This is a genomic window from Microbacterium sp. bgisy203 (genome assembly GCF_057706945.1).
On the sequence record NZ_JBYIPF010000004.1, the window covers coordinates 72,039 to 88,565 of the forward strand.

At 67.7% G+C, this 16,527-nt stretch carries 12 protein-coding genes and 1 pseudogene; 5 read left to right on the forward strand and 8 right to left on the reverse strand.

Annotation, left to right across the window (positions count from 1 at the left end; translation table 11 throughout):
* The first annotated feature begins 13 nt into the window (after positions 1-13).
* Genes AC3ENQ_RS08170 through AC3ENQ_RS08185 form a run of 4 tightly spaced genes read left to right on the forward strand, consistent with a single transcriptional unit; the run spans position 14 to position 6,842 of the window.
* Positions 14-1,489: a DUF3375 family protein gene (locus AC3ENQ_RS08170; protein WP_431803480.1), complete on the forward strand. Its 1,476-nt coding sequence runs from the start codon at positions 14-16 to the stop codon at positions 1,487-1,489.
* Positions 1,479-2,192, forward strand: a complete 714-nt coding sequence (locus AC3ENQ_RS08175) for a DUF4194 domain-containing protein (RefSeq protein ID WP_431803482.1) — start codon at positions 1,479-1,481, stop codon at positions 2,190-2,192. The genes AC3ENQ_RS08170 and AC3ENQ_RS08175 overlap by 11 nt, the downstream gene beginning before the upstream one ends.
* Positions 2,185-5,589 (forward strand): ATP-binding protein, encoded by a 3,405-nt coding sequence (locus AC3ENQ_RS08180; RefSeq protein ID WP_431803484.1) that lies wholly within the window; start codon positions 2,185-2,187, stop codon positions 5,587-5,589. Before AC3ENQ_RS08175 ends, AC3ENQ_RS08180 begins: the two co-directional genes overlap by 8 nt.
* Positions 5,586-6,842: a Wadjet anti-phage system protein JetD domain-containing protein gene (locus AC3ENQ_RS08185; RefSeq protein ID WP_431803486.1), complete on the forward strand. Its 1,257-nt coding sequence runs from the start codon at positions 5,586-5,588 to the stop codon at positions 6,840-6,842. The genes AC3ENQ_RS08180 and AC3ENQ_RS08185 overlap by 4 nt, the downstream gene beginning before the upstream one ends.
* A 237-nt stretch (positions 6,843-7,079) precedes the next feature.
* Here the strand turns inward: AC3ENQ_RS08185 and AC3ENQ_RS08190 are convergent, their stop codons facing one another.
* Both AC3ENQ_RS08190 and AC3ENQ_RS08195 read right to left on the reverse strand, forming a co-directional pair.
* Entirely contained in the window at positions 7,080-7,217 is a 138-nt protein-coding gene (locus AC3ENQ_RS08190) for a hypothetical protein (protein WP_431803488.1), read from the reverse strand.
* A 72-nt stretch (positions 7,218-7,289) separates the two neighbouring features.
* A complete protein-coding gene (locus tag AC3ENQ_RS08195) occupies positions 7,290-8,078 on the reverse strand; it encodes a hypothetical protein (RefSeq protein ID WP_431803491.1) in 789 nt (262 codons plus the stop codon).
* 139 nt (positions 8,079-8,217) lie between these two features.
* On the opposite strand from AC3ENQ_RS08195, the gene AC3ENQ_RS08200 reads away from it, so the two are divergent.
* On the forward strand, positions 8,218-8,859 hold the full coding sequence (locus AC3ENQ_RS08200; protein WP_431803493.1) for a DUF262 domain-containing protein: 642 nt from the start codon (positions 8,218-8,220) through the stop codon (positions 8,857-8,859).
* Between the two features lie 135 nt (positions 8,860-8,994).
* Here the strand turns inward: AC3ENQ_RS08200 and kdpB are convergent, their stop codons facing one another.
* From kdpB to AC3ENQ_RS08230, 6 genes and pseudogenes are all read right to left on the reverse strand, one after another.
* Complete coding sequence (kdpB, locus tag AC3ENQ_RS08205; protein WP_431803495.1) at positions 8,995-11,172, reverse strand: potassium-transporting ATPase subunit KdpB; 2,178 nt, start codon at positions 11,170-11,172, stop codon at positions 8,995-8,997.
* A 1-nt stretch (position 11,173) separates the two neighbouring features.
* A pseudogene (kdpA, locus tag AC3ENQ_RS08210) lies at positions 11,174-12,866 on the reverse strand (potassium-transporting ATPase subunit KdpA).
* The gene (locus tag AC3ENQ_RS08215; protein ID WP_431803497.1) at positions 12,866-12,955 is read right to left on the reverse strand and encodes a potassium-transporting ATPase subunit F; all 90 of its coding nucleotides are present in this window, start codon (positions 12,953-12,955) and stop codon (positions 12,866-12,868) included. Before AC3ENQ_RS08215 ends, kdpA begins: the two are co-directional and overlap by 1 nt.
* A gap of 348 nt (positions 12,956-13,303) precedes the next feature.
* Positions 13,304-14,707, reverse strand: a complete 1,404-nt coding sequence (locus AC3ENQ_RS08220; RefSeq protein ID WP_431803499.1) for an NAD(P)/FAD-dependent oxidoreductase — start codon at positions 14,705-14,707, stop codon at positions 13,304-13,306.
* A 7-nt stretch (positions 14,708-14,714) separates the two neighbouring features.
* Entirely contained in the window at positions 14,715-15,167 is a 453-nt protein-coding gene (gene sufU, locus AC3ENQ_RS08225) for a Fe-S cluster assembly sulfur transfer protein SufU (RefSeq protein ID WP_431803501.1), read from the reverse strand.
* Between the two features lie 11 nt (positions 15,168-15,178).
* Positions 15,179-16,432 carry a SufS family cysteine desulfurase gene (locus AC3ENQ_RS08230; RefSeq protein ID WP_431803854.1) on the reverse strand — a complete coding sequence of 418 codons (1,254 nt, stop codon included), beginning with the start codon at positions 16,430-16,432 and terminating at the stop codon, positions 15,179-15,181.
* Positions 16,433-16,527: the final 95 nt, after the last annotated feature.

A 16,527-nucleotide genomic window follows, 5' to 3' on the forward strand; every position in this document is an offset into this window, starting at 1 on the left:
GGGGGAGGTGTAAGTGAGCAGCATCGTCGCGGAACACAGTCGCGTGATCGCGGCTTTCGAGGAGCCAACGCTGTCTCTGCTGCGGGGGAATCTCGCACCAGTGAACGTCGCGATTCTTCGCTCGGGGTTCCCGCGGGACTCGAAGACTCAGCCGACTGCCCGCTTGCACCAGATGGTGGACGCACTCCTCAGAGAGCTTCGCGAGCGAGGGATCTCCCACGTCCCGGATGGAGATGGCAGAGAGGTGTGCATGGGGTGGGTGCGCCGGCGGTGGCTGACCCGTGACGTCGACGGACAGAGCTACACGCTCACGTCCTACGCGATGCAAGCGCTCGGCCTGGTGCAATCCCTGACGCGAGACCGGGTGAATCTGTCCGAACACCGCATCAAGAACATCGTGGAGACCGCGAACCGGTTGAACGCCGCATCCAACCCCGACCGTGGCGCCCGCATCGCCCGACTGCGCGCGCAGATCGCGCAGCAGCAAGCGGAGTTGGAGCGGCTCGAGGCGGGGGAGCCGATCGCCCCGGTCACCGCCGACTTCATCCTCGAGGGGCTTGTCGAGCTGCAGGATCTCGTTTCGGGTCTCCCCATTGAGTTCGCCCGTGTGGGTGAGGTCGTCGAGGCATTGCAGGACCGGTTGCGGGAGGACTTCCGGGCAGACGAGCGACCGCCCGGGGAGATTGTCGCTGACTTCCTGGTCCGCGCAGACGACCTGACGACCGCGACACCGGAAGGGCGCGCGTTCGAGGGGGCGTTCAACCTGCTGGATGACGATGCGCTCACCGATCAGCTTCGCTCAGACATCACCGCGCTGGTCGAGCATCCCGACATCTCTCCGGTTCTCACTACCGCGGAGAAGCAGACGATGATCGGGATCGTCCGCGTCGTGCGCGACGGAGCGCGAGACACGATGGCGAAGATCGTCGACACCATCGAGACTCTGAACACCTTCATCCGATCGCGGAACATCTCCGAGGATCGTGAACTGGACAGGGTGCTGATGCAACTGGAAGCCGGCCTGAGTGCGTGGATGCAGACAGCGGGGCCACGAGAAACAGTTCCAGTTCAGATGCTGCCCGACGGGTTGGACATCCTGCACCTGAAGGAGAAGCTGTATGACCCCGCCTCGGATGTTCCTCTCGACCCGCTCGAGGACGGCGCCGAAGAGGATCGCCCGGAGTCCATGTCACTCGATGAGCTTCGCCGCTACGGAGGACCGCACCTGGACGCGCTTCGCGGTGCGCTCGACGAAGCTGCAGCATCGGACGGCGAGTGGACCATCGGTGCAGACCTCTTCCCCCGGCTCGCGGCTGACGAGCGGCGGCCCGTGGACGCGCTGGGTATCCTGCACCTGATCGCGGACCGTGAAGACCTCGTGCGCACGGGCACGCACGAGGCATACGTGACTCGCCGGCCCGACGGTACCGAACAGGTCCTGCTGCTGCCGCAGATCACCCGGACGCGGAGGCTCGACGATGACCAGTGAGTTCCAGGAGCTCGACGACGCGGTTGCCGAGCTGTCGGTCGATGATTTGACCGACCGCACGCCAGAGGACCTCTATGACGAGCCTGAGCAGGAAGTCGACGACGACTTGTCATCGGTGGAGTTCGATGGTGACACCGGGACGCTCGTCGCCGAGGTCCGGTCTGCGCTCGTCGCCGTCCTCAACGAGCGCTTCATCACCAGCGACACGCACAAGAAGGAGTGGCAGACGCTCACCGCCGCCCACGCGCAGGTGAAGTCGAGACTCAACGACATGTATCTCGACCTCGAGTATGACGCCAAGTACGAGGTCGCGTTCAAGGTGCAGGTACGTAACGCCGACAGCACACGTGGTTTCCCCGCGTTGTTGCGGGCGATGACCTGGAATCGGGACCAGACCGCCGTGCTCGTCCACTTGTGCCTCACCCACCGGGACCAGACTTCAAGCGGGGCGAGCCGCGCAGTCGTCTCAAGGAGCGACATTCACGCATTCATCGGCGGCAACCGTCCGAAGACAGCGACCGATCAGTACATGGATGCCGGCCGAGTCAATCGCGCGATCGATGCGGTCGCCGCCGCCGGACTTCTCGACAAGACGGCAGAGGACGGCGTGTACACGATCTCGCCGGCACTGCCTCGACTGCTGCCCCTCACGAGGCTGCGCGAACTGGTCACCTACTTCACGGAGGCAAACGACGATGAGTGAAGTCTCCGCAGGCATCCCGCTCCTGCCGAGCTCGCAGTGGCGGATCGAGCAGATTCAGCTCGTCAACTGGGGCGGTTTCCACCAGCGCACGGCAACGTTCGCGTTCCACCCCGAGACGACCATCGTCACCGGCGCATCCGGTGTGGGGAAGTCCACGGTCCTTGACGCCTACCTTGCGCTCATGATGCCCTCCGACGTCCCTTTCAACGGTGCTTCGAACGCAGCGACCGTGGGGCGTGCGAGGGGGGCAGAGCAGCGGAGTGTACTGACCTACCTGCGTGGGAAGACCGATGACACTGTCGAGGATGGTGTCACCGTCGACAAGGTGCTGCGCGGCCAGGGCAAACCCACCTGGGGAGCGATCGCGGCGACCTTCATCGCCGAGACGGGAGACCGGTTCACGGCCATGCGCGCGTACTTCGTCCCGGTGGGCGTGGCCCGAGACGGCGACGTCGTCAAGCGGATGATGACGATTCCCGGGTCGTTCGAGATCCGTCAGCTTGGCGAGTTCGCCCGCGTGGGTTCCGAGTCGTACCCGGCAAAGGCGATGAAGCAGAAGTGGTCGGAGTTGCGCATATATGGCTCGTACGGAGAGTTCTCGCACGCGCTGTTCTCGAGGCTCGGGATCGGGCAGGGCGGCGACGGGGCGAACGCGCTCGCTCTGCTCGCCCGCATCCAGGCCGGAACGATGTCGCCGACCGTCGACGACCTCTACAAACGGCTCGTCATCGAGATCCCGGAGACGTTCCGTGTCGCCGACGAAGCCATCGCGACATTCGATGAACTCGACGAGATGTATCGGAAGATGGAGACCTCCCAGCACCAGGCAGATCTCCTGGCGCCGGTGCCCGACCTCTATGAGGAGATGGTCGCCGCGCAGCGCGACATCGCGCAGGCGCGCGCACTCGGAGCGATCGACGACGACAACACCCCGGCGGGTCTCTGGCGTCTTCGCACCCACTCCGCCATCCTCGAGCGCGAAGACGGCCTGCTCCGCGAGCGGGCCGCCGCGCTCCAGGAGCAGCTCCGTACCGCGACAACGGCCACCGACGAGGCGGAGCGGTTGCTCGACGTCGCGAAAGCCGACTACGACGCCGGCGGCGGGGACCGCGACAGGCAGCTCACGGATGAGATCACTCGGTACGAACAGGCGGCCGAAGGTCGCCGCGGGATGCGCGCGCGACTCGATGACGCTCTGGCCGATCTCGATCGCGTCGTCGACAGGGAGGGCGACCTTCTCACGATCCACTCCGAAGCCCGCGCATTCCCTGAGCGCGCCGCGGGGCTGAAGGCGGAACTCGAGAGCAAGCGCGAGCAGATGATCCGCGACGAGCACCCGCTCGGCGAGGAGCTCAAGAGCGTCCGGGCGGAGCTCCGCTCGCTCGAAGGCCGCTCTGGTCGCGTGGACGCATCGATGGACGCTCGGCGCCGCGAGGCCGCTGACGCAGCCGGACTCGACGTGGCCGACCTCCCCTTCGTCGCCGAACTCATCGACGTTGCTGATGGAGAGGACCGGTGGCGGGGCGCGATCGAGACGGTCCTGTACGCGAGCGCGCGGATCCTGCTTGTGCCCGGCGAGCACCTTGAACGCTTTTCCCGGGCCATCGACCCGATCCGGTCGTCAGTACGGCTGAACTTCGAAGGCGTTGAACGCAGTGTCGTCGCGCACACCGCGCCTATGGACCCGCAGCGGATTGCCGGCAAGTTGGACTACCAGGACTCTCCGTACCAGGCATGGGTCATCGAGCATCTCAGCTCACCGGCCAGGAACGCCCTGTGCGTCTCGAGCACGGATGGACTCGCTGGTGAAGGTCTCCGCGTGACGCCCTCGGGTCAGACACGACAACGACGGCGAGGGGCGCACGGAGGGAACACAGCGCGCCCGATCATCGGATTCGACAACGCCGGCCTGAAGGCGTCGCTCGAGGCGCAGCAGAAGGACCTTCGTGCGCAGCTAGCAGAGTCCGAGCGGGCTAGGGCGCGGGTCGCCGCGGAAATCCAGGCAGTCGACAAGCAGCACGCCGCCTACCTCCGCACCCTCGACTTCTCGTGGGTCGACGTTGATGTGGACACGCCGATCCGTCACATCGCCGAACTGCGTGCGCTGCAGGAGAAGCTGCTCGCCGACGACGGCGTCCTCGCCGTGCTGAAGAAGCAGGTCGAAACCCTGTCCGCGGTAGCCGACAGCGCCCGACGCCTACAGCACTCGCTCGAGGGCAAGCTCTCAGAAGTCGCAGACAAACGAAGCGCCTTGGCGGACATGATTGACACCGTCAACGACGCCCTGTGGCCCCTCGAGGAGAACGGATCAGTGGTGCTCGACGAGGCTCTATCGACGACCCTCGACCAAGCATGGGAGCGCGCACTTGCGAGCGAGGCGCCGACGAGTGGGACCTGGAAGACAGACCTGCGACGGCTCGAACGAGCCCTCGCCGATGGGGTCTCACGCGCAGCCGAGAAGGAAGCGTCGAGCCGCAAGCAGATCGAGCGCGCCTTCGAACAGTTCCAAGAGCGATGGAACGACCCGACGCGCGGTCAGACGATTGACTCCTACCGCGAGTATGTCGCGATCCTCGACGAGATCCAGCGCGTCGGGATCCACGAACAGCGTGAGCAATGGCGCAAGACTGCGCTGCAGTGGAGCGGAAGGAGTCTTCGACTGCTGGGCAGCGCGATGAGCTCCGCCGTCGACGACATCCAGGCCCGCCTCGACGCCGTCAATGCGATCCTCGAGCGCCTGCCCTTCGGGCCCACGGATGGACGCTTAAAGATCGACCTGCGACGCCTCGCGCCGCAGACGGTCACAACGTTCCGTCGCGAGCTGGACGGGTTGAAGAAGCTCGCTACGCAGGGCGCGCCTGAGGAGCAGCTCGTACAGCGGTTCACGCAGATGAGAGTGTTCGTTGCCAAGATCCGCAAGCGCGACGACCCGGCGCTCACCGCTGAGCTTCGAGCTCAAGTCGTCCGCGAGGAGATTCTCGACGTGCGACGACATGTGGAGATCACTGCGAAGCAGTACGCCGATGCGCGCGACGCGGATCCCGTCGCCGAGTACTCATCGCTCGCAGGTAAGAGTGGCGGAGAGATGCAGGAGCTCGTCGCGTTCATTGTCGGAGCCGCGCTTCGGTTCCAGCTCGGCGACGAACTCGGCCATCTCCCACGGTTCGCCCCGGTGTTCCTCGACGAAGGTTTCATCAAGGCGGACTCCGAGTACGCGGGCCGGGCCGTCGAGGCATGGAAGGGACTCGGGTTCCAGCTCATCATCGGGGCGCCGTTCGACAAGTACACCGGGCTCGAACGCCACGTCGCCCAGACCGTCCTCGTCTCGAAGAACCGCCAAACGGGACATTCATTCGTCGACCACGCCTACCACCAACGACAAGAGAGCGTCGCGTGAAGACGGTCGCAGAGGTCGAACGACGCGTCCGACTGCACGTGACTGAGCGGTGGGCCGACGAGGTCGCCTCGGAGAGCACGGGAGAGCAGAAGTGGTGGCCGCGAGCGTACCCGCTTGGCCGCCCGGACGCCGACATGCTCGAAACCGGATTCGGCGACCTCATCGAACTCGTGGATTCTTGGCGAACGCAGGCAACCGCATGGGGTGCGGAAGTCGCAGAGCGGAACATCCGTGCTGACGGCACCGCCTATCCGATGCCGTCTCACATCGTCATTCCCAGCATCGATGTGGCGGCCGCCATCGCCGGGCCCGGCTGGACGGCGCGGCTGGCCCGTGGGCGTGAGTACGGCAGGATCATCGACGCCCAGTTCCCTCATCGCCGAGACGTCCTGGCTCGCACGATTCTCGCGACGGCGGATTGGACGCGCGTGGACGTCGGGCTCCTCGCCCAAGCGGCCTCATGGTTCGAGCAGCACCCCAGATCGGACCTCAGCCCCAGAGAGGTTCCGCTCGAGGGGCTCCACACCAAGTGGCTCGAGTCCCGCACGCAGACCGTCGCGCGCCTCGCTGGCCTCAGCGACCTCGGGCTGCACCCGCCTCACCCTTCCCGCATCCACTTCACATACCTCGACCCGGCACACCTAGAAGCAGGCAACCGACGGCACGACTCCGCAACGGTCGGAGACGCATTCAAGCCGGCGTACCCGCCGCAGATCGTCATCATCTGCGAGAACAAAGACACCGCGATCCATTTCCCACAGGTGCGTGGAGCGATCGCGGTTGAAGGCGCGGGGTCGGGCGCTGGGGCGTTCGCAGATACCGACTGGCTTCGCCAGGCGCCTTTGGTCATCTACTGGGGCGACATGGACGCCGACGGACTCCGGATCCTCGCCCAGTTCCGCGACGCCGACATACCTGCGCGGTCGCTGTTCATGGACATTCCCTCGTATGAGAGGTGGGAGTTATACGGGACGAATAGCGACAAACGCGGGAATCCGATCGCCGCCGATCGCCGTCCCGCGCCCGCCAACCTCGAACACGACGAGCGGGCGTTGTACGAACTGCTCAACGACCCGTCGTCCGCGAGGTACCGACGTGTGGAGCAAGAGCGAATCCCGCTCGACATCGCGTCCGACATCGTGCGGCGGCTGCAGGCCCAGATTGATATCCAGACGAATGCTGCGGAGCAGCTGTCTGACGCTCAGCGAACGCTCCCTTCAGGGCGCGGCGCGCGCTCGACTCCCATGATCTGAGCGCGCTTCTCGAATCGCGGACTTCGTTATCAGTACGTGGCTGGCGGCGGATTGTGTCGGAGCTTCCTCACCTGATCTCGAGCCGCACTGGGATCACACTCGGCGAGGAGTCGTGACGGCTTCGTGTCGGACGGCCGCTGACGATGTCAGCGGTGCGGCATCCCCCGACATCAGCCGAGGTCCGATTGTGAGTTGGTGCAACGGCTCGTTGCACAATTCGAGGCGGGTGATGATGGCCTAGTAGCTGTCCTTCTCCCAGAAGATGTACTCCTGGTCGTCGTCGGTGAGGCCCCATTCGATGCCGATCGACCGCAGCCAGGCGTTCATCAGTCGACAGAGATCGGCCAGCACGGCGCCGAGCTCGTCGGTGGTCATGGGCTCGTCCACCGGCTGGAGCCGGTGGGAGGTCAGGCTCCAGGCGTCCCAACTGTCTTCGACGTAGTCGGTTCAGCCCGCGGGCACGGGGTTGGGGCGGCGGGGCTTGCCGTTCTCGTCGAGGCCGAGTTCGGGGGCGAGGTAGGCGAAGACGCGGATCAGCCCGTTCGCGGCGTTCAGGGTCCTGTAGGCGGCGTCACCGATATCGGCGCGCCAGGTGCGCTGGGCTTCGTTGAGCTCGGCGCGCAGGTGCGCGATCGCGTCGGTGAGGTGGTCGACGTGGTGCAGCGGCGACGGCGCGTGGACGGCGGTGTATTGCTCGATGCGGTTGTCGTCGACGTGCGCGGCGAGCGGCTTGCGGCAGGCCGCGTCGCTCTTACTCAGGCCCTCGACGTCCTGGTAGGCGTCCGCGTCCTCGCCGCGCAGCCGCAGCGCGGCATGCCCGGCCTCGTGCCGGCTCAAGTGCTCGGCCGCGGCGATCACGTGGGCGATGAGCGCCTCGACAGACTCGACGTCCTCCCGGGTGGCGAACAGGACGTTCGCGGAGACCACGATGTCGAACTTGCCGTCATCGTGCGGGAGAGTGATAGCCCCGGCATGACCGGCGCCGCGGTCAGTGGTGTAGGGGTTGTCGTCCGCGCGTTCGGTGACCCGGTTCACGGTCGCGACCATGTCGCCCGTGAGCGTCAACCGCCACAGCGACGTGTCCGGGAGCAACTCGACGATCCCCGTCACCAGCGTCTGCAGCAGTCCCTGCTGCTCGATCATGAACGACAACGCGCCGGCCAGCTCCGGGTCGTCGTAGTCCTCGGAGAATCCGTCGAGCGAGATGCTGATCGGTGGTGCGGGAGTGTCGGTCATCACGGCCACCATAGACGCCACCGCCGACATCAATTCCTCGTCGTGAAGGACGTGCCAGCGACAGAAGCCCAATCGATCGGGTTGCCGCCCTCGCCAGTTTGGTCGCGGGACCGTCCGCCCTCATCGATAGTGTTTCCGCGTGGGCCACAAAGAACCGATGACAATCGCTACCGCGCTCAAGCTGATCCAGAAGAGCGAGTTGATCCTCCCCGCGATCCAGCGTGAGTACGTCTGGAAGCCGTCGCAGGTCATCAAGATCTTCGACTCCGTTCTGCGCGGATACCCGGTCGGCAGCTTCCTGTCCTGGAAAGTCGCGCCGGAAACCGTAGGCGCATTCAAGTTCTACGGGTTCTTGAAGGACTACAGCGGCTACGACAAGAAGCACAACCCGGTGGTCGACATCCCGACCGACCGCGAGGTGATCGCTGTTCTCGACGGCCAGCAGCGGCTCACCTCGCTGAACATCGGACTACGGGGCACCTACGCCTACCGCAATCCGCGCGCATGGGCGAACAAGGCATGGTCATACCCCGAGCGACGGCTTTATCTGAACCTGCTCGGCGAGGCGCCCGAAAACGAGGCCGGCCTGAAGTACCACCTTGCGTTCCTCACTAAGGAGCAGATCACGCAAGCCGCTGAGGACGACACGAAGAAGTGGTTCCCTGTGAGCGACATCTTCGACGCCAGCGAGGCCTACCAGATGGCGCAGATCCCTGTGAAGTACGGCGTCGGCAACGAGGCCAAAGCTGAGAGGGCAGCACGAGCTGGCCGATCAGGGTGATGAGCAGGGTGTAGGCGACGCCGAGGACGAGGGTCGCGACGAGCATCGCGCGGGACGCGACGCCGGTGGTGCGCAGGGTGGCGCGGATGGTGGCCATGAAGTGCTTCCTTTGATGGAGAAGTCGGCGGGTCGGGTTCAGAACCCGGGGATGAGACTGACGACCAGATCGATCAGCTTGATGCCGATGAAGGGGGCGATGACGCCGCCGACGCCGTAGATCAGCAGGTTGCGGCTGAGCGTTTTCGACGCGCTCTGCGCGCGATACTTCACGCCGCGCAGAGCCAGCGGGATGAGGAACACGATGACGACGGCGTTGAAGATGATCGCGCTCGTCACGGCGGATGCCGGAGAGTGCAGCCCCATGATGTTGAGCGCCGCGAGGCCGGGGAACACTCCCATGAACATCGCCGGGATGATCGCGAAGTACTTCGCGATGTCGTTGGCGAGCGAGAACGTCGTGAGCGCGCCGCGGGTGATCAGCAGCTGCTTGCCGATGCGCACGATGTCGATCAGTTTGGTCGGGTCGGAGTCGAGGTCGACCATGTTGCCGGCTTCCTTCGCTGCCGAGGTGCCGGTGTTCATCGCGACACCGACATCGGCCTGCGCGAGCGCGGGGGCATCGTTGGTGCCGTCGCCGGTCATCGCGACGAGATTGCCGCCGCGCTGCTCGCGCTGGATGAGGGCCAGCTTGTCTTCGGGCGTCGCCTCGGCGAGGAAGTCGTCGACCCCCGCTTCCTTCGCGATCGCGGCGGCGGTGAGCGGGTTGTCGCCCGTGACCATGACGGTGCGGATGCCCATCGCGCGCAGCTCGTCGAACCGCTCGCGCAGACCCGTCTTGACGATGTCCTTCAGGTGCACGACGCCGAAGAGCGTCGCCGATGTCGCGACGACGAGCGGAGTGCCGCCCGCCTGCGCGATCGCCTCGGCCTCCGCGATCACCTGGGCGCGTACCGATGCCCCCAGCGTGACGCCTTCGGCATCCAGCCAGGAGAGCACGGCGGATGCCGCTCCCTTGCGCACCTGGGTGCCGTCGGCGAGGTCGACGCCGCACATGCGGGTCTGGGCGGTGAAGGGCACCGCCGTCGACCCCGCGGGCGCCTCGACGTGCACGCCCTGCCGGGTCGCGAGATCGACGATCGACACGCCCTCGGGTGTCGGGTCGGCCAGCGACGACAGTGCCGCCGCGCGGGCGAGGTCGGCGGCATCGACCCCGGCGAGGGCGACGAACTCGGAGGCCTGGCGGTTGCCGTAGGTGATGGTGCCGGTCTTGTCCAGCAGCAGGGTCGACACGTCGCCCGCGGCCTCGACGGCGCGCCCCGACATGGCGAGCACGTTGTGCTGCACCAGACGGTCCATGCCGGCGATGCCGATCGCCGACAGCAGGGCGCCGATCGTCGTCGGGATGAGGCAGACCAGCAGCGCCACGAGAACGGGCACCGACACCGGCGAGGCCGCATACGAGGCGATCGGATTGAGCGTCAGCACGACGACGACGAACACGATCGACAGGCTTGCGAGCAGGATGCCGAGGGCGATCTCGTTCGGCGTCTTCTGGCGCGAGGCTCCTTCGACGAGCGCGATCATGCGGTCGACGAAGGTCTGCCCCGGCTTCGAGATGATCCGCACGACGATGCGGTCGCTCAGCACGCGCGTGCCGCCGGTGACCGCCGACCGGTCGCCGCCCGATTCGCGTACCACCGGCGCCGATTCGCCCGTGATCGCGGACTCATCGACGGTGGCGATGCCGTGGACGATGTCGCTGTCGCCGGGGATCAGCTCGCCCGCCGTTACGACGACCACGTCGCCGAGGGTCAGCTCGCTCGATGCCTTCTCGGCGGTCGGCGCGTGCTCTGCGGCCGCGTCGGTCGCGGGATCGTACGCGCTGACGACGTGCGCCTTCGTGGTGGTGCGGGTCTTGCGCAGCGACTGCGCCTGCGCCTTGCCACGACCTTCGGCGACCGATTCGGCGAGGTTCGCGAAGACGACGGTGATCCACAGCCAGATCGCGATCCGCCATGTGAAGCCCCACGGCACCGTCGTGCCGCCGGACTGCTCGGGGCCGCCGAGGAACGGCTCGGCGACGGCGATGAGCGTCGTCAGCGCCGCCCCCACCCACACGAGGAACATGACGGGATCCCGCCACAGCGCGGCGGGGTTGAGCTTGCGCAGCGCGCCGGGCAGCGCCTTCGCGAGCTGGGCGGGGCCGAACGCGCGCGACGACGCGCGCGAGGGGGTGCGCGGCGTCTCGGTCGAGGCGCGGGATGCCTCGGCATCCGGCCCGGAGATGTTGCGCGATGAGGTGGTGAGGGACATGTCAGACGAGACCTTCCGCCAGGGGACCCAGCGTGAGAACGGGGAAATAGGTGAGTGCAGTGACGACGACCGCGACGACGGAGAGGAGTCCGACGAACTGGGGCCGATGGGTGGGGAGGGTGCCGACGGTGGTCGGAACCTTCTCCTGCGCCGCGAGCGATCCGGCGAGGGCGAGGGCGAACACGATCGGCACGAAGCGTCCGAGCAGCATCGCGACGCCGAGGGCGGTGTTGAACCAGGGCGTGTTGGCGGTGAGGCCGGCGAACGCCGAGCCGTTGTTGTTCGCCGCCGAGGTGAAGGCGTAGAGCACCTCGGTCATGCCGTGCACGCCGGGGTTCCAGATCGACGTCGTGGTGACATCGTCGCGGATCGCCGGGATCGCGAAGCTCAGGGCGGTGCCCCCGAGCACGAGGGCCGGGGTCACGAGGATGTAGAGGCTCGCGAGGGTGATCTCGCGCGGCCCGATCCTCTTGCCGAGGTACTCCGGGGTGCGGCCGATGAGGAGCCCCCCGACGAACACGGCGATCACGGCGAGGATCAGCATGCCGTACAGGCCCGTGCCGACGCCGCCGGGGGCGACCTCGCCGAGCATCATGTTCACCAGCGGCATCATCCCGCCCAGTGCGGTGTACGAGTCGTGCATCGAGTTGACGGCGCCCGTCGAGGTGCCCGTGGTCGCGCTGGCGAACAAGGTCGAGCTCCAGATGCCGAAGCGCGCCTCCTTGCCCTCCATCGCTCCGCCGGCCAGCTTGGGGGGCGGTGCCCGCGGCACGCAGCTCCAGCCACGTCACGATGGTCAGAGAAGCGAGCAGCAGGCTGCCCATGACGGCCGCGATGGCGTAGCCCTGGCGGTTGTCGCCGACCATGCGGCCGAACGTGCGCGGCAGCGAGAACGGGATCGCGAGGATCAGCAGGATCTCGATCACGTTCGTCCACGGCGTGGGGTTCTCGAACGGATGCGACGAGTTCGCGTTGAAGAAGCCGCCGCCGTTCGTGCCGAGCTCCTTGATGACCTCTTGCGATGCGACAGGGCCGCCCGGGATGGTCTGGGTGCCGCCGGTGATCGTCGTGACGTCGGTGAAGCCGGTGAAGTTCTGGACGACGCCGCCGATGATCAGGACGATCGACATCACGATGGCGAGGGGGAGCAGCACGCGACCGACGCCGCGCACGAGGTCGACCCAGAAGTTGCCGATCGTCGCCGAACCGCGACGCGCGAAACCGCGCACAAGCGCGACCGCGACGGCGATGCCGACGGCGGCCGAGACGAAGTTCTGCACCGCAAGGCCTGCGAGTTGCACCGTGTAGCCGAGGGTCACCTCGGGCGAGTAGCTCTGCCAGTTCGTGTTCGTCACGAACGAGACGGCGGTGTTGAACGCGAGTCCCTCCGGCACCGCGGGAAGGCCCAGCGAGTACGGCAGGAAGGCCTGCAGGCGCTGGAGGAGGTAGACGAACACCACGCCGGCGAGCGAGAACAGCAGCACCCCACGGGTGTAGGCCTGCCAGGTCTGTTCGGCCGAGCCATCCACCCCGATGACGCGGTAGACGCCGCGCTCGGCACGGGAGTCGCGGGGGCTCGTGAAGACGCGTGCCATTCCGTCTCCGAGGGGGCGGTAGATGAGCACGAGGGCGAGGATCACTGTGGCGATCTGCAGGATGCCTGACCAGATCGAGGCGCTGTCGGTGCCCGTCATCAGAAGTGCTCGGCCTTCACGAGCGCGACCACGAGGTACACGATGGCGGCGACGCCGAGGGCGGCGGCGAGGAAGGAGAAGAAGATCATTTGAGCTTCTCCACCCCCCGGGCGATGAGCGCGACGAGCCCGAACAGGGCGAGCGTCGCGAGGAGGTAGACGATGTCGATCACGGGATCCGATACAACTCCCGCGCCCGGGAGTCGCCGGGCATCCTCACGGTTTCCATACGCCGGGCGCGGCGGCCCTCACGCGTTCCATGCGGAGCTCGGACTCCCGCACGGGCGATGGAGCCGACCCGTTCCGAAAGCAGGGCGAACCGACCCGGGCGGGCGTCGGGCGCCGGCCATCGGCCGATCGGCCCTGCTTTCGTGACGGGGCCGGGTCAGCCGGTGATCGTGACGGGGCTCGACTCCGGCGTGCCGGAAGCGTCCCGGGTCAGCCGGCGTCTTCGGCGGCGGCCGCGTCGACCGCCTGGCGCTCGGCGGGCGAGAGCCTGCGGCGCTGCGCCTTCGAGGGGCGGATGGCGGGGACGTCGCCCACGATCGGCACGGGCGCGCGGTGCAGCCGCGGCCCGTAGCGGGCGACGAGACCGACCATGACCTGCAGCTTGTTGCGGGGGCCGAGCAGGCTCGAGATGTGCACGAACAGCCACACGAACCAGGCGGGGCGGCCGGTGAGCGGAACGATGTGGCGCAGCAGCGGCACGCGCTGCAGGATGCCGAGGCGGTGGAGCACGGGGAGGTTCGCGATCCCGGGCACCTCGCCGACCGCCGACCGGCGCCCGATGATCGCGAGTTGGCCCTTGTCGTAGTACTCGAACGGCTCGGTGGGCTCTCCGGCGAGGAGCCGCTGGATCTGCCGCGCGACGTGCGCGCCGCCCTGGATCGCGGGTTGGGCGAGCTGCGGCAGGTCCTGCGGCGTCTTCGCGACGTCGCCGGCGGCGAACACACGCGGGAGGCCCTGCACCTGGAGATCGTCGCCGACGAGAATGCGGTCGCCGGCGTCGAGCGGCAGGCTCCACTCGCGCACCTCTTCGTGCGGCGCGACACCGGTCGCCCAGATCGTGAGGTCCGACGGGAGCACTTCGCCGTCCGAGAGCCGCACCGAGTCGGGGCACACCTCTTCGACGCCGGCGCCCAGGCGGACCGTCACGTCGCGCCGCCGCAGCTGCTTCTGCGCGTAGGTGCGCAGCTTGGGCAGGAACGGCTTCAGGATCTCGCTGCGCTGCACGAGCGTGATGCGGAACGCGTCGCCCTCGAGCTCGGGATAGGCGGGTTCGAGGCCCTGATCGCGCAGCTCCGCGAGCGCACCCGCCATCTCGACGCCGGTGGGGCCGCCGCCGATCACCACGACCGACAGGCCCTTGTCGCGGTCGGGCTTGACCGCGGCGCGCTCGAGACGTGTGAACAGGGTGTCGCGGATCGCGATCGCCTGCGACCGCGAGTACACCGCGAAGGAGTTCTCCTTCGCCCCCGGCGTGCCGTGGTAGGCGGTGGTCACGCCGTTCGCGAGCAGGAGGTAGTCGTAGGGCATCTCCTGCCCGTCGAGCAGGCGCACGGTCCGCGCCTCCGTGTCGATCTCCATGAGGTGCTCGTGCACGACGTCGAGGTTCGGCTGGCGGATGCGCAGGCTCCGCAGGAAGTGCGTCACGTCGCCCGGGTTCAGCCCGCCGGTCGCGACCTGGTACAGCAGCGGCTGGAACGTGTTGTAGATGCGCCGATCGACGAGCGTCACCCGCACGGGAGCTTTCCGGAGGGCGCGGGCGGCGCTCACGCCGGCGAATCCGCCCCCGATGATGACGACGTGCGGCAGGTGGGACGCGGCCTCGGGATGACTCATATCGCGCTCACGCCTTGGCGATCGCGTCTTCGAGGGCCACCCACGCGAGCATGGCGCACTTGACCCGCGCCGAGAACTTCGAGACGCCGGAGAGGGCCGCGGCGTCTCCGTACACCTCCTCGTCGAGCTCGAGCTGCCCGCGTGAGCGCAGCGCCTCGCGGAAGCCTTCGACGAGCGTCACGATCTCGGTACGGCTGAGGCCCTCCTCGGCGACGAGGTCGGCGAGCATGGATGCCGACGCCTGCGAGATCGAGCACCCGCGTCCCTCCCAGGTCACGTCGGCGACGGTCTCGCCGTCGACGCGGGCGCGGAGGGTGATCTCGTCGCCGCACACGGGGTTCTTCTGGTACGAGGTGCCGCTCGATCCGGGCTGGGCGTCGTCGGCGGCGAGGCCGAAGTGCTGCGGGTGCTTCGAGTGGTCGAGGATCAGCTCGCGGTAGAGGGCGTCGAGGTCGCTCATGCGTCAGACTTTCAGACTCCGAAATAGGGACGGATGCCGCTGGCGGCATCGAGGAACGCGTCGACGTCGTCGACCGTGTTGTACAGGGCCGCGGAGGCGCGGACGCTGGCGGTCACGCCGTAGCGCGCGTGCAGCGGCGCGGCGCAGTGGTGGCCGACGCGCACGGCGATGCCGCGGGAATCGAGGAACTGGCCGGCGTCGTGCGCGTGCACCCCCGCGACGTCGAACGACCAGAGGCCCACGCGCTCTCCGGGCGCATCGCCCAGCAGGCGGATGCCGGGGATCTCGACGAGTCCCGCGCGCATGCGGTCGGCGAGCATGCGCTCGTGGGCGTGCACTTTCTCGAGGCCGACGCCGTCGAGGTAGCGCACGGCCGCGGCGAGTCCGATCGCCGGCCCGATGGGCTGCGTGCCGGCCTCGAATCGCTGCGGCGGCGGCAGGTACTCGGCGCCGTCGAGCGTCACGGTCGTGATCATCGAGCCACCGGTGAGGAACGGCGGCATCGCCTCGAGCACCTCGCTACGGCCGTAGAGTCCGCCCACGCCGTAGGGGCCGAGCATCTTGTGGCCGCTGAAGACCGCGAGGTCGACGCCGAGAGAGGGGAGGTCGAGGGGCAGGTGCGGCGCGGACTGGCAGGCATCCATCACCGTCAGCGCGCCGACCGACCGGGCGAGCGCGACGAGCTCGGCGACCGGGTTCACGATACCGAGCACGTTCGAGACGTGCGTGAACGCGACGATGCGGGTGCGCGCGCCGATGATCTCGGCGGCCGCCGCCAGGTCGAGGGTGCCGTCGTCGTGCGCAGGGATGTGCCGGAGGACCGCGCCCGTGCGGGCGGCGAGCTCCTGCCAAGGGATGAGGTTCGCGTGGTGCTCAATCGCCGTCGTCACGATCTCGTCGCCGGGACGCAGGGCAAGCTGGGCGGATGCCGGGGCGCCGCGTCCGATCGAGGCGTTGCCGATCGAGTACGCCACGAGGTTCAGGCCCATCGTCGCGCCGCTCGTCCAGACGAGCTGGTCGGGCTGCGCCCCGACGAAGCCCGCGACGGTCGCCCGCGCGTCTTCGAACAGGTCGGTCGCCTCGGCGGCGAGGGTGTGTGCGCCGCGGTGGACGGCGGCGTTATGGCGCAGCAGGAACTCCCGCTCGGCGTCGAGGACCGGCAGCGGCCGCTGACTGGTCGCCGCCGAATCGAGGTAGACGAGGGGATGCCCGTTCACCTCCTGATCGAGGATCGGGAAGTCGGCACGCAGGGCCGCGGCATCCAGGGGTTCGCTCTCGCGCGTCGCGTCGTCCGAACTCGGGGTGCCGTGCGCCGGCGCGGCGGTCGGGGTCGGGGAAGTCACGCCTTCTAGGCTACGCC